Source organism: Peribacillus sp. YIM B13472 (assembly GCF_042788005.1).
GTDB lineage: Bacteria > Bacillota > Bacilli > Bacillales > DSM-1321 > Peribacillus > Peribacillus simplex_E.
Genome location: NZ_JBHZPG010000053.1, coordinates 1 through 22,469 on the forward strand (window position 1 = coordinate 1; position 22,469 = coordinate 22,469).

Here is a 22,469-nt window from a genome sequence, read left to right on the forward strand (position 1 = left end):
TTTAGGCGAAAATTCAAAGGGAATTTCAAAAGGGTTTCAGAATTTTTTAATTCCGAACCCCTTTTGTCTACAAACTGTAACTACTAACTTTTGTTAGTAGTTTCTCCAGTTTGTTTATTTTTTCTAAGTCCTATTTTCAATTAAGAAGTTAAATATATTTTTTAGAAATGCATGCTTATCATGAGCCTAAGTAAATACTGCTACTTAGGCTCTTTTCTTATAGAACTTGTTTTCATACAACTTCACGTTCTGGTATTTCAAAGTTATAAATTTCCCCTTGCCTGCCACGTTTAGGAAGATTCTTTTGCATTTTCTCATAAGATGTTAGCTTCCTCATTGTAGCGAATAACACTTCCACCGTGACTTTTGCAGCTTCTTTATTACCTTTCCTATCGTATATTTATCAAGTTGCTTCTTTAACTCGGTAATCTCTAACTCAGTGGCTGTGATAATTTCTTGGAGGACATCATTGGCGAGAGTAATGGAAGGAAGATATCTGTTATTCATTAGTTGATCACCCTGTATTCACAGATGTAGTCAACTGGAGAATCATAAGGAAAGTGTTCTTCATGCCATTGAACCACACCCTCTGATGTTTCTACGTTGTATGTAAACACTTCGCCAGTTCCAGCTACATAATTGTGAAGGTCGTCAATAGTAGCAAGTTTGTATTGGAATCCTGCTTGCATTTCTTCTTCAAATACAATCCATTGCTCTTGGTTGTCAGTTACGAATACCTTTTTAACCTCAATTGTTTGAGTTGTCATATTATTTATCCCCTTTTGCCTTTCGGCTGTTTTTTGTTTGGATTTTTTCGTTGTCCGTCTTGCTGATAAGTTAACTATGCTATATAGTATATATTATATCAACAATAAATTACAATTTTTCCAAATTATTTTTTTATATTCTAGACGATATAGGATATAGTATAATTATATAAGTAAATAAAAGGGGTTGTATGAGAATGAAAACTACAGTAAAGGTCACTCCAAGATTAGGTAAAGTATTGAAGGAAAGAGGAATGACACAAGTTAAATTGAGTGAACTTACAGGAATCCCTCAAGGAAACATTTCAAGGTTTGATAAATTAGAAAGTCATAAGGATACTCATACAGTTTTAATATCCAGAGCATTAGATATATCTATAGAAGATTTATTTGAAATTGAATTAGTTCAAACTGAAGAAAACCACCAATAGCAATTACTGGTGGTCTTTTGTATAAACAGGAAATTTATTGTAAAAGATATTATTATCACTAGCTTTTCTTTCTTTATTAATTCCCCTTAACTGAGCTGAGGTATATTCTTTAGCTTTTTTCATTCCTCTTCAAGCCAAGGTTTATCGTTAAGTTTACCCTTCTTTAATAGTTCATAATATAGGTGAGTGAATGCTTTAGCCATTAATTCCATATTAGGCTCATTAGCATAAGTAATTTTACAAGGCGGTCTATCTTCTTTATTTGTTTTTGCACTCCATGGAATTTTTGCGTTTTTTAATTCTAAGCAACCTAATTGACGCATTTTCTTTATAATTTCTGATCTATCCTTATCAGGAAATAGAGCTTCTAATTCCTCGATTGTAGATAATATTGTTTTTTCTTCAAGTAATTTTTCTTAATCTTTGTAAAGGTCTATGGAAGTTAAATATTTTCAAACTTTAACGAACATAAATACTGGCTGTTGTGAGGTAAATAGAAAGTTTCCTTATTATTTAAGTGATTTTTTACAATATTCGGCAAAATATAAGTACTATTTGATTTATACAAAAAGCTCGGTTAGTCAAAAAGCCGAGCTTTTGTTACTCTATTTTTTCCATTTTTTAAAGCATTCATAATAACATTCGTAAATATTTTTCGAAGTTAACTCCTTCTACTTTAGGAATTTGCTCCAAGGAGGAATCATTGATAGCCTCTGTCAGGAATGCCACTGCGAGCTGTACGGATTTTTCTAGGTTCTCTCCACGCATCATGCTTCCCATAATCACAGATGCAAATAAATCACCAGTACCTGAATAGCTTTCACCGTTATACTGCGTCGCACTATAAAAGGTTCTACTTCCGTCCAAATACATATTTCCGATAAACTGCTCCTCTGAATCTGCTGACGGTGGATTCATTCCAGTGATGATAACCTGAGCTCCCGTTTCTTGCTGCAACATATTCCCTGCTTCTTCTATCGCTTTAATATAGTCCTCTTCGTTTGAATAGCTATGCAGCTTTTCATAAGACAATCCGGTTAATAAACAGCACTCTGTAACATTTGGTGTAATGACATCTGCACGCTTCACCAGTTCTCTCATAAGTACCAGTAATTCATCGGTAAAAAGTTTATAGACTTCTCCTATATCCCCCATTACTGGATCAACAAGTAAAATGGTTTCTTTTGTATAAAATTTATCTAAAAAATGGAAAATATTATTAATTTGCTCTTCACCAGTAACGAAGCCGGTATAGATTCCATCAAAGGTTACATTAAGCTTGCTCCATTCTTCTATGAAGTATTTCATTTTGGATGTAAAATCTTCACAAAAAAAACTTGGATATCCGGTTTGCGCAGTCAATATGGCCGTTGGTAAAGGGCATGCCTGCACGCCCATGACCGAAAGAACCGGAATTGCAGCTGTTAATGAACATTTTCCAAAAGATGATAAATCCTGTAGTACAGCAACTTTTTTCATAATAACCTCCATATGGCCTATCCACTTTAAACTTTATTTATCTTATCATAAATCAGCTAAAAACAGTCATCTCCTCTCTCTTTTCAATACGTATAATATCTGTATTTTTTATCAACTGACCTCATAGTTTTTTAATAAATTGACACTTTTATAGACACCAGTCTTTTGCTAAAATCATAGGAAAATTCTAGTTAGGAAGGTTTACAGATATGCAAAATACACAAAGTTATTCAAGGTCAAGTCAAAAAACTATGGATTTAATTATTACCGCAATGTTGATTGCACTTGTGTTCCTATCTACTTTCTTTTTGAATATTAAACTGCCAATTGCCGCAAATGGAGGGTTAGTTCATTTAGGAACAGCTATGCTTTTTATTGCATCTATTTTATTTGGTCCTAAAAAAGCAGCTCTTGCTGGTGCGATAGGAATGGGGTTATTTGATATAGTTGGAGGGTGGACATTGTGGGCACCTATCACCATTGTGGCGCGTGGTTTGCAAGGATATATAGTTGGTAAAATCGCTTGGTCAAAGGGTCGCAACGGTACTAGCATTGCTTTCAATGTAATAGCAACAATCGTTTCCATTCCATTTATGATAGCTGTTTATTATATTGGTGAAGGGATTCTATACGGTAATTGGATTGCACCTTTAGCTTCGATACCTGGAGATCTCGTTCAAAATATATTAGGAATTATCGTTGCCGTTCCAGTTTGTGTGGCTTTGAAAAAGGTTCCTTATTTTAAGTAAATTCGCTATAAAGGTAAACGTCAAGTAGCCCCCAAATACTACATGGATGGTGTATTTGGGGGCTATGTTTTGTTTGCTTCCCTTTTTATCGGTACTCTGCATGCAGAGGGTAAACTAGATGACCACGACAAGACTTTATCTATTTCTTTTTTTCATTCTTAAGTCTTTTAACGTGAGCTCTCATTTTATCTAATTCCTTTTGTTTCCCTTCTTCATCATTTGCCAATGCAGAAAATAAAGCTATCGTGCCTAATTTGTCGAATTCTACATCTCCAGATCCACCTTTAGTAAAACTAAAGTATAGTTCCATAAACGCCTTAGCCATTAATTCGTAGTTAGGTTCATTTACAAAATAGCCATTTCCTCGCAGTTCTTTTCTTGGTTTACTCTTTTTCACATTAGAATAGTCCTTTCAATTAAACTATTTATTCTTTTCCTTATACAAAAACAGCCTACTTTCTTCTTTGGCTATACACTCGAAAAGCTTCCTTCTAAAATATTCATTAATATCGATATTATCCGCTGAAATAACTTCTACATCGGTCATATCGACATCATTAAGATTAATTTTCTTTGACTTTTTATCCAATCAATATCACTCTCCTGTCCTACATAATAATCTCCAAACAAAATATCTTATATTCACATTTCACTAAATTATCTATGAAAATAGTAACGAGTAAAATTATAGAAAATAAAAAATCACCAATCGTATAGACTGGTGATTTCTATTCATTTTGTATATTTAGCTAAGATTAACTTCACTTCTTTTTTCAAGTATTCATCTACTGTAAATTCATTTAGGAATGTTCTACTCTTAATCGACAGTTTTCTTTTTGGTTTTGCTTTAGTCATTTTTTCACTCCATTACTTCTACCGCTACAAGATCTTCAAACTTCACCTTAATAATATGTCCCTTCTCATTTTCCAGCTCCAAATATATCGCCTTGGTGAATGGATCTAGCCTGTATACTCCCAATCAAATCCACCTTCCCAAACTGTAAACTTTACAAGTGAAGCAAACTCCATTGCGGTATGTATCTTGTTTTCAAACTCCTCTAACTGGTACTCATCTAATATTGGCTTTACCTGACGGTAATAATCCTTATTTGCTTCAATTTAACATGCTCTGGCAGCATCAAAGCTGGTTGCCATTTAAGCTTTCCACGATCTTTTATTGACATAAGAACATCTCCATTTCATTCTATAAATACATTATAGAACATTTGTTCTTAATTTAATCAAAAAAAATGAAGGGGAAAATTTTCCTTCTAAAGATAACGTAGGTATTTTTCCTGTAACAGTGTTTTTATTAACTTCTCCATATCCAAGCTACCTTCTTCCGTTGCTATTCCAATTCCTTCGATATATGTGAATTCTTCAGTATCAATAATCTTTCGAGTAACTATTTTACCCTTTTCATTAAAGTCTTTATAATATGCAATTTCATCATAATCACTTATCTTTGCTTTAACTAACTCACCGTTTTTGTTGACGTATTCAATTGTTTCTACTTTACTTTTTGTCATATTAATCCTCCGAATGGCATCCACTTGAGCATTTCTTTTGGATTTCAGATACAATTCGAGTTATCACCTTGCTCATATTACCATTGATAGCACTTCCACTAAATCGCAGCGTTTTCCATCCAATTGATCTTAGATATGCATCTCGTTTCCTATCATGTGCTTTAGCTTTCTTACTTGAATGAAAATCTTTACCATCACATTCAATGGCTAGTCGATATTCTGGAAAAGCCAGATCAATTCTATATCTTCTTATTGGATACTGTGTCGTTGGTTTATAATCCCTCATCCATAATGCTTTTAATACCCTCTTCTCAATTGGACTTTGACATTTAACTACTTCCACAAAGTATGGAGGAATGTAATGATCCACTGTAACTCCTTTACTTCTTCGCATGTCCAAACCTAGAAAGACAAAACCTATTATGACAAGTCCAAAAAATACGACATATTCTACCATTGTAAATAAATTTCCCCTTTCTCGTAGGTACAAGCACTAGATACGAACTTTCTACATATCATTTACTAAGTAATTAATAATCCTCTACTAATTATCTAGCAGAAATCAACGAATTATTAACTAATCAATTACGTATTTTCTACTCATTAGTGTTACCAATGTAATACAAGTCTAATCTCTTGGTGTGACTGCGATATGAAGATTTGTTAAGAGAGAACGAAGTGAGTGAGTAAGGGGGAGCGCGAGGGGGAAATATTTAATTCGTAATTATCTGAATATTGCTATGGGGGTATGAATGAGATGAGTAAAGTGCATACTGTTAAGTTCTTGATATAAAAAAGCCCCTCTCAAAAGAGAAGGGTTTTATTTAGTCTTTTAACTTTACCATGTCCTTGTCAACTGAAATCACTTCATCATTAGCAAAAATAATATATGCAATACCACTATCATATTTTACTGATCTAAATTCACCTAAGACTTGAACTTTCCCTTTTTTTATTTGGTAAACTATTTGGTTATCATTTTCTTCGCTCTCATAAGCTACTAAATTATTAATTAAAAAACCCGATAGGGGAATATCATATATTTTCATAGTTTACTCCTTTTTAATACAATGTTGTATTCGATAGCGGCTTATATTTAGATGGTACAAGTGACCTTAATGAATAATGATGCTTCATTTTGCCTTTTGTATCACCTATATGATAATGCCAAAACCAATCATTTGTACCTGGTTTTAGTCCGAGTTTACCATTATCTAAACGAAAAATCTGTGTTTTAGAGGGTTTATGAGTTATTTTTAATAATGATGTAATTTTACCTTTACTATTTTTCACATTCCATTCTAACTTATATTTTTTACCAGCAGACTTCAACTTATTCTTCAGGTATTTTGTAGCTATTTTAGCTTTTGCTACGAATGGGGGCTGCGGGGGTGTTTATTCATTTTCTAAATAGTTTTTGAACCCTCCCCTACCCCTATCCGACTAATCTCCTCAGATATTCTTGTAGTTTTTCCTTCTCAACTTTACTCTTCTCATACGTTACATGTGTTTGTAGATGACATCTTTGACATAGGCTAATTAAATTGCTCGTATTGTAAATAAACTCCTTATATACATCCTCTTCAACAGGTATGATATGATGCACAGTATGCATTGACTTGATCCTTGTGTTGTCATAGCGCACTCGACACATGTACAAGGCTCTTACCTTCACTCTGTGTCTTACATCACGCCATTGCTTATTGTTATACACATTAGCTGACTCCTTGTTCCTGTCCTCTTGTCATAGTCCTTGTGTCTTGATGTACTCTTCCCCTTACATTCATCACACATAGCACCATTACCTTGAGTCATAAGTACTCCACACTTACTGCATTGCTTAAGTAGTTGCATACTCATCATGTCCTTAACTTCTTAGTCCTACTTACACTTAACTATCGATCCGTACATTATAGCAATAGTAATTATGATTAACCATAACCACCAATACTCAATTAGTCTCTCTTTCTGTCATACGGGTCATGTCATGCATGAATTGATTCACGGTTAACACTCCCTTATTTAGACAAATAAAAAAAGCCTGAGCTTGTGCCCAGACTCCTATCCAGAAATCATTTTTGGTATGTTGGTTTTTTAACTGCTATCAAAACCCAAAAAACCATGATTATTGGAATAAAAAATAAATTTAAATTAATTCTTTTATCAACGATAATTGAAAAAACATCGTTGATAATTAAACTAACTAAGCTTAATAAAATGCATAAAAGCAAAGAATGTAACGATAATTTCAGCATTTTTATTCTCGAAAAGTCAGGTATGTCAAACAATGTGTTTCCCCCTTAGTTTCGGATATTTTACCAGTATCCTAGTGCTTTACAAGCCTTTTTAACTTTAGGTTTCTTTTTACCCCATTTGTGGCAAGCAGAATAAGCTCCTAATTTATACAAGTCTTGAACTATTAAAGTAGCAACAGTCATCCCAACAACAGCCCCAAATACAAGTTTTAAAGCCTTTTCGAATCCTGAAGGCGGTGGAGAATGTCTACCTATAGCTGACGCTGATAGTTCGTTTATTTGAATAAAATCGTCTTGTTTAAGTATTTCTTTCTCTAATGATTCTGTTGCGCTTTCAATTTCTTTTAAATCATCTGAAGAAATTCCAATAAGTGCCTGTTGGAGATTGTTAACTTCAGCAGTCGATAGACCATTTTCTTTAGCATAATCTAAGTTTAACTTAATTTCATCATTTTCTTCAACAATACCATTTTGTATAACTTCTAATACTGATAGAATTTTATCCTTTTCAATGGTAGTAGTAGCATATGCCGACGATTGATTTGTTTGGATAGAAATCGGTGAAAATACAATACCTACAAATAAAACAAAAGAAATAATGGAAATCATACCTTTTTTAAAACCCATATTACATAAACATCTCCCCTGTTCTATCAAAGGACTACTAGCCGATTTCGGCGACAGCATCCATTTAGGAAAGATTAATGGGAAGTATGTATTGATGATAGAATCCGATACGATAGAGTTCGATAAAGGCGTTTCGCCGATTGAATTTCACAGGCCGGATGATTTGATGGAGATTGTGAAGCGGATTAGTAGGAAGGTTTGAGGGAATGGTGATGATTTGTGATGATTTGTGATCATAAAAACAGTGCCATTTAAGCGTTTGTGATCACCTGTGTGATCAAATTTATGCTCTAAAACATGTTAATAAGGGCTTCCTTTAATAAGTAACTAAAAATATAAAATCAAAAAAGACAGTGAGCTAATCTTTGCTTCTGTCTTTTCGTTTATAACTAAACAATAAGTTATTCAGTTGTTCCTTCTTCAACCTTATTCCCATTGCTAATCTTCCTTTGTAGAAAAGGAACAACCCTATAAAAGACAATAAGAAACTAAACCCCTTAAATGCATTTTAAAAAACTACAATTTTTCCTTTATCCATCATTCTTAGTTACCATTTGGAATTTTCTAATTTTAATCTGGAATAATTCATTCATTTACTTCTTACTTCCTTTGCGAAAGGTTCGATCGAGAAATGTTTCCTTTTTCTCATGAGGCACAGGAAGAAAGAAACGATTCTTACTTGTTACATCAAGATAAGGCGTTAATATGTCAGTCTTCTCCTCTACAGAAGTTGCGGTATTTAGCTGTTCTTCAATTTTTGCAAAATGTTTTGCTATTGAGCGTTTTGGCGTATAGACAAAACGCCCATCTGGGAATTTTTGTGATTCTGCTGTTTCTTTTTCAGTATACGCATGGACAGACGGACGTGCCCAAAAAACATTTTTCCGCACCACACGTGCAGGACTTCCTGCAGCTGATACATTTGATGGTAGCGATTTTGTCACGAGTGACATTGCACCTAAAATTGAACCTGAACCAACTTCCACTCCTTTTAGAATCATGACGTCCTGCCCAATCCAAATGTGGTCACCTAAGTACACACTCTTTGTTGGGTTAATCCGTTTACGAGTTGTTCCATCGTAGATCAAATGTGGATCTGCCAAACGAACGACTACACCACTTGAAAACATATTATCATCACCGATGAATAGATTCTTTTGCTCAGAGAGAATAAATCTCGCTGCTCCATTAAATGAATAGTTGCGACCTAGGAAAAATGTATTGTCATTCCAAACATTGATTCTCATCGTTGCATTGCGTTTGGATTTCCCAATGAATATGAGCGAGTTGTTGCCATTAAAACTTAGCGTCGCATCTTTAAATTCCGCTCCACGTTCAATAATTAACCGATTTCCTTCACCAAACAATTTAATTTTACTATTCACAAACGAAATCTCATCTTCGGTATTTCCTATAAAGAGTATTTCATTATCCGTTTCTGGTTTCTGTAAGATATTCGAAATGATTTCCATACTATTCGTACCCTCTTTTTCAAAGTGTTGAAAACGTGTTCATTATACATCATTTTTTACTCAACACAAAGACTGCTAAGAAAACCTGAGGAGATGTAAAGCTGAAGCCTTCGGATTTACTATAGATTAGCGCCATTATGCGGAATAGAAATAATATCTTAGATTTTATATTGACTAAACGTTCATTCAATAATAAAACAATACTGAAAATTCAGTAAAAAACGGAGGGGTTGCATTGGATTTACATTTTGAGATTACTGGCAGTGGTCATCCTGATGTTCTAATTCATGGCGGTGGTGCTGATTTGAGGCAATGGACATTTTTGGCTTCTCTTTTATCTAAGGACTACCAAGTTATTGCTTTTGATGGCCGTGGTGCTGGTAAATCGCCATCCCCCATCAAACATGCAAACTATGTTGACGATGTATTGACATTAATGGATTATCTAGAACTTAATCAGGCAACGCTTATAGGACATTCCATGGGCGGACAGATTGCAACTGATTTCGCTCTTAATTACCCTGAAAGAGTATCGAAACTTGTATTAATTGCTCCTTCTTTAACTGGTTTTCCCTATTCAAGGGAGTTTGAACAAAATCATGACAAGATTTTGGAAAATTCCCCCAATATAGATAAGATGTTGAATCTTGCCCTTCATTCACCAACTTATCAGGTTGTTATCGATAGTCCGCACAAAGATCTCACTGTTCAAATGCTCAGGCATCATTTCGGGCGCATGCTTAAGTGGCCCGCTGATTTCTGTATGAAATGGCCTCAGCCGCCAGCAATGGGACGATTAGAAGAATTGAACCCCGAAACTTTATTTTTTATCGGCAAAAAGGACTTGGCAGACAATTTTCGGGTTGCCGATTGTTTCCGGAAGGTTTCAAACATCCTTTTCATCCAACTAGAGGATGCCGATCATATGCTGCCCCTCACCCATTCAGAAGTTTTATATCAAGAATTCACTGCTTTTATGGAGGATTGAAGTTAAAATGCCACGTACACCCGAAGAGAATGACCGTATTCGCCAAGCATCCAAAGAAAAAATTCGTGCTGCAGCCATGGAGTTATTTATGAAACAAGGATATTACGCTACTTCTATAAGCGATATAGCCAAGAAGGCGGGTATTTCTAAAGGGTTACTCTATAACTATTACAAAGGAAAAGAAGAACTGCTTTCTGAAATGGTCGAGGCCAGAATCAGGGAGGTGGTTGAAGTCATGGAAGAAGCGTTCACCTTAAATACACCACGTGAACAGCTTGAACATATAGTCAATGGTGCCATCGAAAATATCCTCGAGAAACCGGAAGTCCATCGCTTCTATCTACACCTGCAAACACAGCCCAAGGCTGATGAAGAGTTGATAAAATACAGTCATCTCATAATTGAAGCAAATGCTAGACAATTCGAGTTTCAATGTAAAATATTTGAAAGTATGGGGGAAAAGGAACCAAGGAAACGATCATTATATTTTTCATCTGTGCTACAAGGTATTATGTTGATGATTTCAACCTATCAACAAGGGTTTCCGGTAGAAGAAATAAAGAACCAGATTATAAGGGAGTTTTGTAACAAGTCTACCGTTTGATAGGTCATATATTGAATAAAGATTAAATGAGGAACTTCAACATTTGGTTGCTAAAATGGAGTAAAAGATTTCGTCAATTGAAATCAATCCCCATGATTAACCTTATTTGATGCCTCAAGTTCAAACAATAAATAGCTTAATTCTTTGTGATCTTGGTCGGTTGATCCCATTACTAAAAAATCTCTTCAGAAATCTATCTGAAGAGATTTTTTAGTTTATTCGTGACGGCCGGTTTGAACTATAACTAATATCACTGCTTCTTAGAGTTATCTTCTGAATATATGAAGAAGTTACCCTTTATCTCCTTTACATGTTCATCTATTATTTTACTAACAATATTCCGTCGGCAATCGGGCGTTCACCTGTTGCGTCAGATGGTCTTGTGACTCGGCCAGCCCCAACTGTCATGGTCGTCGATCCGCCGCCGTCAAGATTGATGGCATCTACAGCTCCTAATGACTTCATGACTTTTGCACTTTCTTCAAAATTTGCCCCCACACTCCATCCGGGAGCGCGTCCATCAATGGTGACAAATAATAGATTGCCATTCTCTTTTATTCCTGCAAGTGTTCTAGGATTACGACGTTCCCCAAAACGATAGTAAAACCCAGGATCTTCTTTCCAGTGAAAGCCTTCCTCTACGGCATTAATGGAAATTTCTCCGTTTTCCAATAATCGAGGACCTCCGTTAATCATGCTAGTGGTTTGGTCTAATTTTAATAGCTTTCCATCCCCGATGATTTCACTCTTCACCTGAATCTTCATTCCTTGTTGGGCATGGTCACGAAGCCATTCTGCCGCTTCCCCCGTTCCTGCAAGAACAGAACCGCTGCTTGGAATCATTCCCCCACGATGGTTACGGATTTCCGCCACTTCCCCGGCATGATTCACTACCACTTCCACTCCATCGCCCGATTCCGTCTTTTCTCCAAATACGGATGTATATTGGATAAGCTCACTTTCATCCATACAAGTATAATCATGTTTCGGCCGTTCTGTTGTCGTATCTCCTCCAACACCGCCACAATTGCGGATCAATCCCGGCTTACGATTTAATCCATCCACTTCCCTAACCGCACCATCAGATGAAGTAGCCTGAATGGACGTGGAAACAGATGCAATGTTTGCCTTCTCTTCAACAGAAGATAAAATCAGAGCTGAACGGCCATTTATCGCTTCACTGACAAGTTGACCTTTGCTGGCGAATATACCGGCAAGATCGCCTGGTGTACCATCCTTGGCTCCAACAACAAAGTATCCAGCATTAACTCCTGCAATGGCATCATTTCTGTCAGCCATTTGGGTCAATGTTTCTTTTCCTATCACTGCATCATTTGCTAATTCAGGCACCACATGCCCTTGAAATCGATCCTGATCCACTTCAAGTACGTTTACTACCCATGGTCCTGTTGTTTTCTCTCCGTCTTCACCCGTATACACAGTCCGCAGACCCGAATATCCCTTATCCGATAACTTGTTTCTCATTTCGGCTGCATCCGCTTCCTGCTGATATTGGCCGATGCGTACAATGTATCCAAGTGGACCTTTTTCCCTGTCATCCAAGGCCCGATCCGGTTCCCTTATAATGCGAGCATTTTTGAAACCGTCTCTCTTTAAATTTCCCAACAATATCTTTGCCTGCTTCTGTGTTTCTAGAAATGCCACATCCACTGTGAAATAGTCTTTAGAAGATGTTTCACCACGATTGATTTTGGTATACGTCACTCCTGGTGCTGGATTCATAGAAGTTCTTTGCTCATGCAAATTAGACGTTCCCAGCGGAAGCACATGATCTTTCATTTGCACTTGTGAATGAACATTCAATTCTGCTTGAACTGGAGTTTCTGGAATCGCATTTACAATCATCAATGACGCTAGACTAATAGAAGCGATAGGCAAAATTGGCTTTTTCCATATTTTTTTCATCTTTTTCCTCCAATAAAGTTATGTCTTCCTTTAACTTTATTGTCTAAATGTGATGGAAAATTAAAAAGACCATTATATTTCAGTCAATTTTAAGTGAACAAAAATGAGTATAAATACTCGATAAATATTACAATTCATATTTGTGAAAGGACAACTTTTGGATATTTTCTCTTTGTACTCAGTAAATCAACCTTTACTTTTAACAAAGCCTTAATCTTGCCTTGCTTCATTCATCATTGGACTTAGTAGTATGAACTACCCAATTTCAAGGGTTTTAACAGCTCTTGGCTTGCTATGCCCAATTATTGCAACCTTATCATTGTTCTATTTAGTGATTAAAGTGAAGGGTATAAATCATTCCGCATTAAAGTACTTCCATATCGTAAATGCGGTTACATTTCTTGTCCCAGTATGTGTTCTTACTTTTCTTATACTACGTTTCTTGAACGATTGGGATATTTACTTTTAAAAAAACTGCTAGTATAAAAATCATTTTTTATTCATACAAAAAAAGCCCTCATTTTTAGCTCTTTTTTTCTAAGCCAATTGTATTTAAGCATCATAGTTTTATTCTCATATATTATCCAAATAGCTTTGCAAAGGTATTTTCACCTGCTATACCGTCTGCAGGTATTCCCTTGGCCCTTTGAAATGCCTTAACCGCTATTTCCGTGACGCTTCCAAAGATACCATCTATGCCATGTGGATTTTGTCCTTCCAAATAAAGTGCAGCTTGAAGGATATAGGTGATATTCCCTTTCGCCCCTTCCCTAACATTAGGTGATGCCGCTTTTGTTTGGGGTCCCCATATCCCATCAACATTAATCTTTGCACCATATTGTTTATTCAATTCGTTTTGAAAACCCTTTATCAAAGCTTTTTTAGTATTAGGACCATAATAACCATCAACATCTATTTTTGCATTATACTGGCTATTTAATGTCCTTTGGATGGACTTGATAGTCTGATTGCCGCTGTCCTTTGCAGGCGTATCTTTTACAATGACTTCCGATTCGACTTGTATTGCTGGTGGAGTGGCTCCATTCACTTTTGATATCAGTCTAGGCTTTGTTCCTGCTTTTAACTGAGAATAAGTTAGTCCGCCCGTCATATCCAAGTGTGGATAATCTTTAAAGCTTGACCAATCCCCGCCCCATGAAAAGCCCAAGGATTTACCAATAGCCGCTACCCGTTTCCATTTTGCATCAATTGTCCAAATGGCATTTTTTCCATCATCGTTGACTATGAAGTAATCAATGGCTAGTCCATAGTTATGGTAAGATTGACCTGGCATCGCGTTTGTCACTCTCGGTTTCGATAAATCACTATAGTTGTTTCCGTCGTAGATATAACCTAGGCGACCTTGACCATATAGCTTAGCTTGCTCCTCCATAGACCGATAACCTGCACTGATTTGGACAAAAATGCCTTCTTCGTATGCCCGTTTAACCATTTCCAATGCTGATTCTTTTACGACTGGATGAATTCCGCTGCCCAGATTCTTTTCCGAACGATCCAATAAAGTTTCTAATTTAACTGTCAATTTTATCACCTCCTAATATGTTATGGTACTTACTAGGAAATGCTTGTACACCTACCTTGACGTTATATAAAACGCCCTTTTATGTGGACCTAATATGGGTTCATCATCCATACATAAAATAACAAAAGCACAACCCTTAAAGGGACTGTGCTTTCATTTTTATAATGGCTTATTTTGATTTTCTTTATCTTTATCTTTGCCAATAACTTTTATCAATTCATCCAGCTTTTCATTTCTTTCTTGATCTAATCTTGTCTTTGCATTGATGAATTTTATTATTTTAATTATGAAATAAATACTTAAAACAATAAGTCCCAGATAAAACAAAATCGGTATGATTGCAAAAAGCCCTATTAGACTGCTGGCTTGGTCCATAGATAATTCCTCCTGAATGTAAAATATAGTATTATTATACAGGAAAAACTGGCTAAGAAGACCCCGTTCTAAATTTAGGACGGGATTAAAATATATTCGTTTAATTTTCGAAATAAGATACTTCACTGTACTTAAAAATATAACAATAAAGTCGTTTAAAAATCTAAGTTTTATTTAACAATAGCACCCTATTCTGGAATAACTAAAATATGGAAGAAGTAATTTTCAAGTTCTTATTCAATAAATAATACATCAATGCTACGACTGCTGAATCATCTTCAGTTGGAATATTAATATCAAATATCCAGGGATTATTAATCAGCATCTCATAGTCTAAGTAATCGTGCTCATTTTGCAACTAGGTATTTTTACCAATAGGGATGTGTGCAATTTCTACCACCATGGTAAATATAATACTTGAATGAATAACGAAAACAGATAATCAATAATATTAAATAACAAATTAATATTATTGATTTTTATGATTAAAAATTTAAATTTTATTGTTTATATTTTTAATTTCTTGTTATATAATCGAATCAAATAAAAGAAAGGAATGTCATTATGGCTTATAAAGTAATCACAAATTGTCCTGTCTGCAGTGAAACATTGAAAATTACAAAGTTGCAGTGCTCTCATTGTCACACCACGATTGAAAATGAGTTTGAATTATCTAAGCTGGCATCCTTTTCAAAGGATCAGCTTCATTTTGTGGAAGTATTTTTAACATGCAGAGGGAATATCAAAGAAGTTGAAAAGGAACTGGGGATTTCGTATCCAACGGTTCGAGGCAAGCTAACAGACATCATTTCATCCCTTGGATATGTGCAGAAGAAGAAAAATGAAGTAGACGAGAAAAAAGTTGTCACCATGTTGGAAAATGGCGAAATCACACCAGAAGAAGCTATTAAGCTCTTAAAAGAGGAATAAGGAGGAATTTATCATGAAAGAGGAAATTACAAGAGTGTTAACAATGGTTCAAGAAGGGAAGATTGATGCAGATAAGGGATCAGAACTGATTCAAGTATTAAAAGAGAAAGATGAAACAGGTAATAAGCTTTTTGAAAAACCGACTAAATATTTAGATAAAACATTAAAAATTCGTGTTGTATCAGCCGAAAATGATAACGTCACGGTCAATTTGCCTATAAAACTTGTCAAGGTAGCATTAATGGCTGGACACAGCATCGCAGCGAGTATTCCTCAATCGGAAAAATACGTTAAGGATATAAACATAAGCCTTATTATTGAAGCAATCGAAAACGAATTAGATGGCCAAATTGTTGATATTAAATCGGCAAACGGGGATACCGTTTCAGTCATCATTGATTAGTGATTTGCTTATGATGCATGTAAAAGTGAAAGCAAAAGACGTTCGGTTTTCCATCCCAATTCCATATGCTATTTTAAACATTGTTATTTCAATTTTGTCTTCAAAATTTTTTCAGCAAAATGCAAACAAATGGACAAAAGAGCACTTCAAAAGAAAAAAACTGGACTTTACCTTTCCACTAATAGACAAAAAAACGCTAAAGCCTATCGTCAAGGAACTGAAAAATTATAAAGGGATCGTACTAGTAGATGTCAAAGCTAAGGACGGCACTGAGATTAAGGTTAGACTTTAAATTAATATAGAATACTCCGACCACTGACTGGCATTTTGATTAAATTATCCTTCCATTTAAAGAGGATTGATGTGAAAAAATGCACTTAAACAAACGTATGCTTTAGTGGAATAAGGACTTTTAATCCAACTTTTAAAAACTCATACTTAGCTAAATAGAGTAACTCCATTTTGAATCAATCCTTTTTCAAAATGGGGTTTTTACATACGTTATTAAATAAAGCTTAAAACACTTTTTTAATCGATCTTTATTTTGAAAGCAACAATTGGGCTTATTAAATTTGCTTATAGTGCAAAATACAACTTAAAACAGGTGCAAATTATCTCCTAAAGTGACAGCGTCAGTTCCAAAAATCATCCAACCTCCAGCACACTTCGCCAATCCTCAACCAGCTTTCGATTTATTTTCATTCGTTTTGTTCCATATTTTCAACCTCCAATGATTACGCAGGCATATCCTTAAGAAAGACTGGCTTAATACATCCTAATCTACAACTGCATGTCCAAATAAAAAAGGCAGCCACAAGGACTGCCTCTGTTGAACAACTTTTTATGTTGCTTCATTCTTTTAGTGATTAATGATTACGGCGCTTGTTTTTTTTGCATTTGCATTTACATTTACAACGTTTTCCAGGAAACCATACTGTACTGGGATCATTGTCCTCAAAACATTTTTCCTCATAACAACAATTTATCTCCATCCTAACCCCTCCTTACTATTGTATATGCTTGGACTGGTGGAAGGTGTGGACAAGTTGATAAAAGTTTAGAAGTGAATGCAAATTAATTCATTTTCCATGATTCTGCACAATTTCCAAATGTATGAGGTAGCAAACTAAATCTCCCCAATTTTTATGGCGATTTTCGCATCTATATATTACATTAAATTTTTCATCGTATTTGGCCATGCTTCCATGTTCGCTTCATCAATGATTCCAGATTCTTTAGTTCCAGCGAGAAAGTCATATCACCAAATAATAAGTTATACTTTGACAGCCATGTAGGGCTTCTCCGGGGAAGTATACTTGGATTTTCATATTTCCAACTGTTAACGTTGTTGCTATTGTTTCCAGTGAAGGATCAGGAGTTGTATGAACCCATACATCTTTTTTTTATTTTAATTAAGACTACTGACCCGTCTTCTCCGGTTATTACTTTTATTTTGGTCTCATGAGCTGAAACCGATGACGAGATGTTTAGTATTAAAAGTCAAAAACTTGTTTTATGCATTTCTTCCTTTCTATACTTCCAAATGGTCATCAATATATGACCCTCATTTAATAGTCCATAACATAATTATGTTAACAACCATAAGTGATAAATAGAATTTTACACATTAATCAATTTTAAAGAGGGGGTCATTCATTAGCCAATACCAGAAAACATCAAATCCATGAGCAGAAATATGGCTTTTCATATCGTTGAATATGTTGACAATAAATTGGATACCCCGTCCCCTCCAACCTCTTGAAGTACTCTCTCTTATGAAAATATTCTTATCATTAATTATGGTTATTATTAGAAGCTTCCAGTTTACAACCACCTTTATAAATGCTAAGAAATTAACAAAACCCTGGATTCACCTAAAATGGGACGAATCCAGGGCTAATTTGTAGGGGCTTGAATATTAATAGTCCTTCCATGATTTACTTATCAAGTTCCATTTCTTTTTTTAGCCGGTCCACAAAATATCATTGATATTAAGACGCTGATCCTAAAGGCAACTTGGACCCATGCCTGTTTATGAGAAAGGCACCTCTCAATGTGAGAGGTGCCTTCACCATTTTGTACAAAGTGATATAAAAAATACGGATGTCCACCATGCGTAGAAGTGGTGAACCATAAATATGATGCTAACTATGGTTCATTTTATCATGGCGAAGTTGTTAAAATGTCATTCAATGTCTGGGTAGACGAATATGAAAGATAAAAAAGAAAAATCATTTGTTTATTAAAATACTTTAGCGTTTTTACAGACTCAAATAAGGAAAAGAAACTCGGCCTTTAGCTGTAAAACTCCCTAAAAACAACATTAATATTTTATCATTTTGATGCAGTAAGAACGTTACTTTATGAAAAAACGTCAGTCCACTAGGGGACGGGAACAAATATAAAAAACCACAAAAACTCCCCTTTCACTAAAGGTAGCTTCTGTGGTGGGATCCAACACAACTCATTTGTAATTTTTAAATAGCGAAAGGATTATACACTAATTTGGAAAATAAATGTTTATGTATAGTTTATGGTTAAGATCCAATGCTATGTTCTACTGCATAATCCCAACTAGGAAAATAATACAATGCATTTTTCATTAACTCCGGATCTGACTTCTTTACCTCTTTCTTCCGAGGTGGCTTCCCTTCTTTTTCTACTAATTCAGAAATTTGATTCACGACTTCTTCAACACTCATATTTACTTCCATCTCTGTTCCCTCCTTTTTGTTCTTAATTATATAATTTCCTAATTGATGAAAAGTAATACAATTTTTCTTCAGCTAAACTACCAGATTAGTTGTACAAGGGTATGTTTTTCTCTAATTTGAATGTATGATAAGAATCGCACATTCAAATTGCCGCCAATTGGCAGCCTTCTTATGGCGATAGTCGAGTAGAAGGGAACCTCTCACGGAACCGTGCTTGCGCTATTAATGGCTCCTCCTAGTCATCATTTACAGAATGTAGCTAATCTCTTTTCTTAAAGCGTATATATTCACTTTAATTCTTGGTGAAGGTAGTGGATATTTATTAAGAAAGATTCTGTATTTATCACATGTAAAGGATTTCCTTTGGCTTCTTCTATTTACCCATTTAAACAGTAGGTTTTCGATTTTGTCTTTGAAGTTGTTAACATTTTGAGGATAGGCTTCCTTAATTGTCTGCTTTTCCATTACAACTTGGGGAAGGTTTGGTCCTCCTGCGAGGGAAACTTGTTCCACACTTATACGTTTAGGAATTTCCTTCTTACCTAGTTCTTCACCTATATTTTTTAACGTGGTTTTTCCTGATTTCGCAATGTCTGTTATTGTAGCTTGAACCAGGGTTGGTCCTCCTGCAAGGGAAACTTGTTCCAAACTTATCCGTTTAGGCATTTCTTTTTTGCCTAGTTCGTCACCTATATTTTTTAACTTGGTTTTTCCTGATCTCGCTATGTCTGTTATTGTAGCTTGAACCTTCTGAACCTGCTTTTGCGCAAATTCTTTGCTGTAAGGGATGAACTTTGTACCACTTGTATTTAATCACGATGTCTGAGGTCAGTAAATCCATATTCTTATCTATATATCTTTTTTAGACCTAACGGCCTTTTATCTGAGAAGCCCGATATAACTTAAAACGATACATATTCTATTCTACAATGAAAAGACCTTAACTTTACCGTTAAGGTCATACAAAAAAACAAGCTTTTTTTATCCTCCATTATTCTTTCTTGAGGTATTCTTCTAAAATACTCTTATCATATTCAGTTTCAGGTAAAAGACCCAAACGAGTATATTCCCAAATAACCCTTCTTTCGTGATCATCTGCATCTGATAAATCTTCATAATCATAGTCAACCTTAAATTTTCCTGTACTTTCTAAAGTAAAAGTTAAATTGGTCCATTGTTCTTGATTATTATCTTTAAATTCATCTGATAATTCTTTTAAAACCTTTATTAACCTCCGCCATGTATCTCTATACTCTATTCTACTAATACTATGTAATTCAGGGATATCGTGACTATATATGAGTTTATCATTAATATTTGACTGATAGAAAAAGAACGCAGTCCCTGTCCCCTCATTAACTTCTCCATACAAAATTACTTTACTCCATTCTTCTGGAATCATCTCATTTACAGTTTGAGCTATTTTCAGGTAATATTCATTTAGTTTTGATTCATTCATTTTTTATCCCCCTGCTCTATTTTCGAATGTTCTTAAATCCCAACGGCCATCGTCAATTTTATACTCTATGTCGAAACTTGTAGGTCGAGTTGAATTTCCCTCATACACAGGATATATTTTCACTTCTACTGTTTTAGGAGGATTACTGTCTAAAGCTTTTGCCCAAGATATTTCGAGTTTTTTCCATTCTCCCATATTCAGGTTTGCATTCATAGGAACAAGGTTGTCTAGATGACCAGATCCTTTAAATATGCTGGCGATTAAGTGGCCCCCTTGATCATCTGGCAAGCGGTCTTCCCTTCCAGCAATCCGCTGAGCATAATTGTTTCGTTTACCACTGCCTAAGTCGAGAGAACCTTCTACACTTGTTATCCGACCCTTTTCGTCTGTTTTATATACATGACCACCAGGGGATGTATATTCAATATTCGGTTTTAAAACTTTCTTCATTCGCTCTCTTGTATAATGCTTTCCATACTCCACTTTTGTAATTTCAATGGAGCCCTTTGCAAGCACTACTTTGCCTTTACCCTTACCACCATTACTCTTCACCGCAAACTTCTGTACGATATCCTTAATAGTCGTTTTATCAAAAGTGACATGCTTGAAGTTGTTTCCCTACGCCGTGGCTAACTCTTTGACTCTGATACGAAGAGGTACTTCCACTTTACCGATTTCCCTGCCGAAGGCTTGGACCTTCTGAACCTGCTTTTGCGCAAATTTCTTGCTGTAAGGGACGAACTTTGTACCATTCGCTACTTTATCGGCGACTTTGGCCGCACCTGCCACACCGCCGATTCCAAGTGCCATCAACAGGCCGTTCTGTCGCTGTTCCTCGGTTAGCTGGTTGCCGAACATGTCTTTGCCGGTTGCCGCTTCGCCGAGGCCGTTGGCTGCGAGGAGTCCGTATATTCCGTATTCGGTTTTCTGGAGGAGGCTAAAGCCTTTTGTCGTTCTATAGGCATCGAACGCATGGTCTGCTGGACAGCTTGCGCCCTGTTACTGGATCGACTCCGTTATTTGATTTGATTGCTTTACTTTTCATGTCACTTTATCCAACCACTTGCGTACACTCCCAACCCGATTTTAATCCATATTAATGTGATCACTTTAACCTTAAAACAATTAAAGCAAAAAAGCCTTGAAAGGCAAAAGCCAATCAAGGTCTTATTTACAAATTCCTTTGTTTCACATCTTCGAACCATATATCAAAGATATCATCAGGCAATAGTTCGTCATCATTAGAATATACTAAATCATATTTGTATTGACCTTTTAAACTGTTTTGTTTCACATTATAATGTAATTTTATCTCAGTAGGCATCTCTTTATTAAACTCTTCACACTTTTTATGGATAAGTTTCAAATTTTCATTCCCGATTCTTAAAGTAGCCTTTTGTCTTTCTCTTGAAACATCATACACTACATTATGTTGACCCTCAGAGTTTTTTATTGCTTCATTTAATTGATGTTTATGAACAATCTTTCCGTTGATTTTGTAGAAAACATCAAAAACATACATTTTTGGTTCATAAGAACAATATATATATATGTCATCTGCTTTATTATCGACATACTCTAAACAAATGGCCACCATATCTGATTGGTACTCTGAAAAGTAATCTTCAAATACCTTTTCCATAGCTATACCTCCTAATTCTCTATACTAATGAATCTCACACGTCCATCTATTTCATATTCTATATCGAAACCACTCGGTCTCATTTTATCCCCATCATAATTAACTTTAACATTGACGGAAACAAATTTACCTTCTTTTATAGCTGTAGCCCATTGATTTTCTAACTTCTTGTATTTGCTCAAATTTACACTACTCGATTGAGATACAAGATTATCTAAATCAGGAGAACCTCCAGATCTATCAGCAGCTAAATGTCCAGCATGATCTCCGACTTCTTTTCCTGGCGTATTAGATTTATGTGGTAATCTACTTGCTCTTTCTGTTAATTTTAAGTCATCTGCATTAAACTCTTTAAGCCTCCCCATGTTGTCTGTCTCATATAAATACTCATATTCTCCTGCTTGATACTTAACATTTGGTTTTAACGTTCTATCTTTATACATATGACTACCGTCCCTAATGATACCATCTGGAACCTGACTTGTTTTATTACCCGTACCCTTAGGAACACTCTCCCCTGAAACAGCCTCTACTTTTCTATCCTTCACCGTGAATTTCTGATAGGCTTCCTTAATT

The 22,469-nt window shown here is 35.4% G+C and carries 30 protein-coding genes and 1 pseudogene; 8 read left to right on the plus strand and 23 right to left on the minus strand.

Annotated features, from left to right (window positions below; translation table 11 throughout):
* Positions 1-333 precede the first annotated feature (333 nt).
* Together ACFX4I_RS24920 and ACFX4I_RS24925 are read right to left on the minus strand one after the other, a co-directional pair.
* Positions 334-507 (minus strand): hypothetical protein, encoded by a 174-nt coding sequence (locus ACFX4I_RS24920; protein ID WP_179891100.1) that lies wholly within the window; start codon positions 505-507, stop codon positions 334-336.
* Positions 507-767 (minus strand): hypothetical protein, encoded by a 261-nt coding sequence (locus ACFX4I_RS24925; RefSeq protein WP_377423796.1) that lies wholly within the window; start codon positions 765-767, stop codon positions 507-509. The genes ACFX4I_RS24920 and ACFX4I_RS24925 overlap by 1 nt, the downstream gene beginning before the upstream one ends.
* Positions 768-964: 197 nt before the next feature.
* Here ACFX4I_RS24925 and ACFX4I_RS24930 point away from each other — a divergent pair, with 197 nt between their 5' ends.
* Entirely contained in the window at positions 965-1,198 is a 234-nt protein-coding gene (locus ACFX4I_RS24930; protein ID WP_061463132.1) for a helix-turn-helix domain-containing protein, read from the plus strand.
* Positions 1,199-1,317: 119 nt separating this feature from the next.
* Here the strand turns inward: ACFX4I_RS24930 and ACFX4I_RS24935 are convergent, their stop codons facing one another.
* The gene (locus ACFX4I_RS24935; RefSeq protein WP_053346496.1) at positions 1,318-1,521 is read right to left on the minus strand and encodes a hypothetical protein; all 204 of its coding nucleotides are present in this window, start codon (positions 1,519-1,521) and stop codon (positions 1,318-1,320) included.
* Between the two features lie 307 nt (positions 1,522-1,828).
* A complete protein-coding gene (locus ACFX4I_RS24940) occupies positions 1,829-2,677 on the minus strand; it encodes a pyridoxamine kinase (RefSeq protein ID WP_377423800.1) in 849 nt (282 codons plus the stop codon).
* A gap of 209 nt (positions 2,678-2,886) precedes the next feature.
* Between ACFX4I_RS24940 and ACFX4I_RS24945 the strand changes: the two genes are divergently transcribed.
* The gene (locus tag ACFX4I_RS24945) at positions 2,887-3,426 is read left to right on the plus strand and encodes an ECF transporter S component (RefSeq protein ID WP_096340597.1); all 540 of its coding nucleotides are present in this window, start codon (positions 2,887-2,889) and stop codon (positions 3,424-3,426) included.
* Positions 3,427-3,565: 139 nt separating this feature from the next.
* On the opposite strand, the gene ACFX4I_RS24950 is transcribed toward ACFX4I_RS24945, so the two are convergent.
* The 8 genes from ACFX4I_RS24950 to ACFX4I_RS24985 form a co-directional block, all read right to left on the minus strand.
* On the minus strand, positions 3,566-3,823 hold the full coding sequence (locus ACFX4I_RS24950; RefSeq protein WP_377423803.1) for a hypothetical protein: 258 nt from the start codon (positions 3,821-3,823) through the stop codon (positions 3,566-3,568).
* A gap of 24 nt (positions 3,824-3,847) precedes the next feature.
* The gene (locus ACFX4I_RS24955) at positions 3,848-4,015 is read right to left on the minus strand and encodes a hypothetical protein (protein ID WP_153246107.1); all 168 of its coding nucleotides are present in this window, start codon (positions 4,013-4,015) and stop codon (positions 3,848-3,850) included.
* A gap of 371 nt (positions 4,016-4,386) precedes the next feature.
* Complete coding sequence (locus ACFX4I_RS24960) at positions 4,387-4,545, minus strand: YolD-like family protein (RefSeq protein WP_377423833.1); 159 nt, start codon at positions 4,543-4,545, stop codon at positions 4,387-4,389.
* Positions 4,546-4,697: 152 nt separating this feature from the next.
* Positions 4,698-4,955: a hypothetical protein gene (locus tag ACFX4I_RS24965; protein ID WP_095396085.1), complete on the minus strand. Its 258-nt coding sequence runs from the start codon at positions 4,953-4,955 to the stop codon at positions 4,698-4,700.
* A gap of 1 nt (position 4,956) precedes the next feature.
* The gene (locus tag ACFX4I_RS24970) at positions 4,957-5,412 is read right to left on the minus strand and encodes an endonuclease domain-containing protein (protein ID WP_377423806.1); all 456 of its coding nucleotides are present in this window, start codon (positions 5,410-5,412) and stop codon (positions 4,957-4,959) included.
* Positions 5,413-5,779: 367 nt separating this feature from the next.
* A complete protein-coding gene (locus tag ACFX4I_RS24975; RefSeq protein WP_192204703.1) occupies positions 5,780-6,004 on the minus strand; it encodes a hypothetical protein in 225 nt (74 codons plus the stop codon).
* Between the two features lie 386 nt (positions 6,005-6,390).
* Entirely contained in the window at positions 6,391-6,609 is a 219-nt protein-coding gene (locus tag ACFX4I_RS24980; protein ID WP_377423809.1) for an HNH endonuclease, read from the minus strand.
* A gap of 661 nt (positions 6,610-7,270) precedes the next feature.
* Positions 7,271-7,837, minus strand: coding sequence for a hypothetical protein (locus ACFX4I_RS24985; protein ID WP_377423812.1), 567 nt, complete (start codon positions 7,835-7,837; stop codon positions 7,271-7,273).
* A gap of 25 nt (positions 7,838-7,862) precedes the next feature.
* Here ACFX4I_RS24985 and ACFX4I_RS24990 point away from each other — a divergent pair.
* A pseudogene (locus ACFX4I_RS24990) lies at positions 7,863-8,039 on the plus strand (DUF3898 domain-containing protein); the annotation flags it as partial.
* A gap of 391 nt (positions 8,040-8,430) precedes the next feature.
* Here ACFX4I_RS24990 and ACFX4I_RS24995 read toward each other — a convergent pair.
* Positions 8,431-9,309, minus strand: a complete 879-nt coding sequence (locus tag ACFX4I_RS24995; RefSeq protein ID WP_377423815.1) for an acyltransferase — start codon at positions 9,307-9,309, stop codon at positions 8,431-8,433.
* 235 nt (positions 9,310-9,544) lie between these two features.
* Here ACFX4I_RS24995 and ACFX4I_RS25000 point away from each other — a divergent pair, with 235 nt between their 5' ends.
* Together ACFX4I_RS25000 and ACFX4I_RS25005 are read left to right on the plus strand one after the other, a co-directional pair.
* Positions 9,545-10,297: an alpha/beta fold hydrolase gene (locus ACFX4I_RS25000; RefSeq protein ID WP_377423817.1), complete on the plus strand. Its 753-nt coding sequence runs from the start codon at positions 9,545-9,547 to the stop codon at positions 10,295-10,297.
* Positions 10,298-10,304: 7 nt separating this feature from the next.
* Positions 10,305-10,901: a TetR/AcrR family transcriptional regulator gene (locus ACFX4I_RS25005; protein WP_377423820.1), complete on the plus strand. Its 597-nt coding sequence runs from the start codon at positions 10,305-10,307 to the stop codon at positions 10,899-10,901.
* Positions 10,902-11,222: 321 nt separating this feature from the next.
* On the opposite strand, the gene ACFX4I_RS25010 is transcribed toward ACFX4I_RS25005, so the two are convergent.
* The 3 genes from ACFX4I_RS25010 to ACFX4I_RS25020 form a co-directional block, all read right to left on the minus strand.
* Entirely contained in the window at positions 11,223-12,827 is a 1,605-nt protein-coding gene (locus tag ACFX4I_RS25010; protein WP_377423822.1) for a phosphodiester glycosidase family protein, read from the minus strand.
* A gap of 580 nt (positions 12,828-13,407) precedes the next feature.
* Positions 13,408-14,370, minus strand: a complete 963-nt coding sequence (locus ACFX4I_RS25015; protein ID WP_377423824.1) for a peptidoglycan-binding protein — start codon at positions 14,368-14,370, stop codon at positions 13,408-13,410.
* Between the two features lie 159 nt (positions 14,371-14,529).
* Positions 14,530-14,745 (minus strand): hypothetical protein, encoded by a 216-nt coding sequence (locus ACFX4I_RS25020; protein WP_230304063.1) that lies wholly within the window; start codon positions 14,743-14,745, stop codon positions 14,530-14,532.
* 564 nt (positions 14,746-15,309) lie between these two features.
* Between ACFX4I_RS25020 and ACFX4I_RS25025 the strand changes: the two genes are divergently transcribed.
* The 3 genes from ACFX4I_RS25025 to ACFX4I_RS25035 are packed head-to-tail and all read left to right on the plus strand — an operon-like array spanning position 15,310 to position 16,370.
* A complete protein-coding gene (locus ACFX4I_RS25025; RefSeq protein ID WP_230304064.1) occupies positions 15,310-15,675 on the plus strand; it encodes a DUF2089 domain-containing protein in 366 nt (121 codons plus the stop codon).
* 13 nt (positions 15,676-15,688) lie between these two features.
* Positions 15,689-16,078 carry an SHOCT-like domain-containing protein gene (locus ACFX4I_RS25030; RefSeq protein ID WP_230304065.1) on the plus strand — a complete coding sequence of 130 codons (390 nt, stop codon included), beginning with the start codon at positions 15,689-15,691 and terminating at the stop codon, positions 16,076-16,078.
* A 10-nt stretch (positions 16,079-16,088) separates the two neighbouring features.
* Entirely contained in the window at positions 16,089-16,370 is a 282-nt protein-coding gene (locus ACFX4I_RS25035) for a hypothetical protein (RefSeq protein WP_309519009.1), read from the plus strand.
* A gap of 2,245 nt (positions 16,371-18,615) precedes the next feature.
* Here the strand turns inward: ACFX4I_RS25035 and ACFX4I_RS25040 are convergent.
* The 7 genes from ACFX4I_RS25040 to ACFX4I_RS25070 all read right to left on the minus strand — a co-directional run.
* Positions 18,616-18,792 carry a hypothetical protein gene (locus ACFX4I_RS25040; RefSeq protein WP_230304067.1) on the minus strand — a complete coding sequence of 59 codons (177 nt, stop codon included), beginning with the start codon at positions 18,790-18,792 and terminating at the stop codon, positions 18,616-18,618.
* Between the two features lie 246 nt (positions 18,793-19,038).
* Positions 19,039-19,458 carry a hypothetical protein gene (locus tag ACFX4I_RS25045; protein ID WP_283932987.1) on the minus strand — a complete coding sequence of 140 codons (420 nt, stop codon included), beginning with the start codon at positions 19,456-19,458 and terminating at the stop codon, positions 19,039-19,041.
* A gap of 325 nt (positions 19,459-19,783) precedes the next feature.
* Positions 19,784-20,251, minus strand: coding sequence for an immunity protein YezG family protein (locus ACFX4I_RS25050; protein ID WP_230304069.1), 468 nt, complete (start codon positions 20,249-20,251; stop codon positions 19,784-19,786).
* A 3-nt stretch (positions 20,252-20,254) separates the two neighbouring features.
* The gene (locus ACFX4I_RS25055; RefSeq protein WP_230304070.1) at positions 20,255-20,803 is read right to left on the minus strand and encodes a DNA/RNA non-specific endonuclease; all 549 of its coding nucleotides are present in this window, start codon (positions 20,801-20,803) and stop codon (positions 20,255-20,257) included.
* A 66-nt stretch (positions 20,804-20,869) separates the two neighbouring features.
* Entirely contained in the window at positions 20,870-21,061 is a 192-nt protein-coding gene (locus ACFX4I_RS25060; RefSeq protein ID WP_377423829.1) for a hypothetical protein, read from the minus strand.
* Between the two features lie 361 nt (positions 21,062-21,422).
* Positions 21,423-21,893: a hypothetical protein gene (locus ACFX4I_RS25065; protein WP_048685322.1), complete on the minus strand. Its 471-nt coding sequence runs from the start codon at positions 21,891-21,893 to the stop codon at positions 21,423-21,425.
* Positions 21,894-21,904: 11 nt separating this feature from the next.
* Positions 21,905-22,469 (minus strand): DNA/RNA non-specific endonuclease (locus tag ACFX4I_RS25070; protein ID WP_377423831.1); only part of this gene is annotated, 565 nt, incomplete at its 5' end.

Excerpts from the sequence above, each read along its gene's own strand:
- ACFX4I_RS25040 (WP_230304067.1), bottom strand. The coding sequence starts at position 18,792 with ATGGAAGTAAATATGAGTGTTGAAGAAGTCGTGAATCAAATTTCTGAA.
- ACFX4I_RS25065 (WP_048685322.1), bottom strand. The coding sequence starts at position 21,893 with ATGGAAAAGGTATTTGAAGATTACTTTTCAGAGTACCAATCAGATATG.
- ACFX4I_RS25035 (WP_309519009.1), top strand. The coding sequence starts at position 16,089 with ATGATGCATGTAAAAGTGAAAGCAAAAGACGTTCGGTTTTCCATCCCA.
- ACFX4I_RS24980 (WP_377423809.1), bottom strand. The coding sequence starts at position 6,609 with ATGTGTCGAGTGCGCTATGACAACACAAGGATCAAGTCAATGCATACT.
- ACFX4I_RS24930 (WP_061463132.1), top strand. The coding sequence starts at position 965 with ATGAAAACTACAGTAAAGGTCACTCCAAGATTAGGTAAAGTATTGAAG.
- ACFX4I_RS24995 (WP_377423815.1), bottom strand. The coding sequence starts at position 9,309 with ATGGAAATCATTTCGAATATCTTACAGAAACCAGAAACGGATAATGAA.
- ACFX4I_RS25045 (WP_283932987.1), bottom strand. The coding sequence starts at position 19,458 with ATGCCTAAACGGATAAGTTTGGAACAAGTTTCCCTTGCAGGAGGACCA.
- ACFX4I_RS24985 (WP_377423812.1), bottom strand. The coding sequence starts at position 7,837 with ATGGGTTTTAAAAAAGGTATGATTTCCATTATTTCTTTTGTTTTATTT.
- ACFX4I_RS24920 (WP_179891100.1), bottom strand. The coding sequence starts at position 507 with ATGAATAACAGATATCTTCCTTCCATTACTCTCGCCAATGATGTCCTC.
- ACFX4I_RS24945 (WP_096340597.1), top strand. The coding sequence starts at position 2,887 with ATGCAAAATACACAAAGTTATTCAAGGTCAAGTCAAAAAACTATGGAT.
- ACFX4I_RS24925 (WP_377423796.1), bottom strand. The coding sequence starts at position 767 with ATGACAACTCAAACAATTGAGGTTAAAAAGGTATTCGTAACTGACAAC.
- ACFX4I_RS25060 (WP_377423829.1), bottom strand. The coding sequence starts at position 21,061 with ATGGCACTTGGAATCGGCGGTGTGGCAGGTGCGGCCAAAGTCGCCGAT.
- ACFX4I_RS25050 (WP_230304069.1), bottom strand. The coding sequence starts at position 20,251 with ATGAATGAATCAAAACTAAATGAATATTACCTGAAAATAGCTCAAACT.
- ACFX4I_RS25005 (WP_377423820.1), top strand. The coding sequence starts at position 10,305 with ATGCCACGTACACCCGAAGAGAATGACCGTATTCGCCAAGCATCCAAA.
- ACFX4I_RS24965 (WP_095396085.1), bottom strand. The coding sequence starts at position 4,955 with ATGACAAAAAGTAAAGTAGAAACAATTGAATACGTCAACAAAAACGGT.
- ACFX4I_RS24970 (WP_377423806.1), bottom strand. The coding sequence starts at position 5,412 with ATGGTAGAATATGTCGTATTTTTTGGACTTGTCATAATAGGTTTTGTC.
- ACFX4I_RS24935 (WP_053346496.1), bottom strand. The coding sequence starts at position 1,521 with ATGCGTCAATTAGGTTGCTTAGAATTAAAAAACGCAAAAATTCCATGG.
- ACFX4I_RS25025 (WP_230304064.1), top strand. The coding sequence starts at position 15,310 with ATGGCTTATAAAGTAATCACAAATTGTCCTGTCTGCAGTGAAACATTG.
- ACFX4I_RS25010 (WP_377423822.1), bottom strand. The coding sequence starts at position 12,827 with ATGAAAAAAATATGGAAAAAGCCAATTTTGCCTATCGCTTCTATTAGT.
- ACFX4I_RS24975 (WP_192204703.1), bottom strand. The coding sequence starts at position 6,004 with ATGAAAATATATGATATTCCCCTATCGGGTTTTTTAATTAATAATTTA.
- ACFX4I_RS25030 (WP_230304065.1), top strand. The coding sequence starts at position 15,689 with ATGAAAGAGGAAATTACAAGAGTGTTAACAATGGTTCAAGAAGGGAAG.
- ACFX4I_RS25020 (WP_230304063.1), bottom strand. The coding sequence starts at position 14,745 with ATGGACCAAGCCAGCAGTCTAATAGGGCTTTTTGCAATCATACCGATT.
- ACFX4I_RS24940 (WP_377423800.1), bottom strand. The coding sequence starts at position 2,677 with ATGAAAAAAGTTGCTGTACTACAGGATTTATCATCTTTTGGAAAATGT.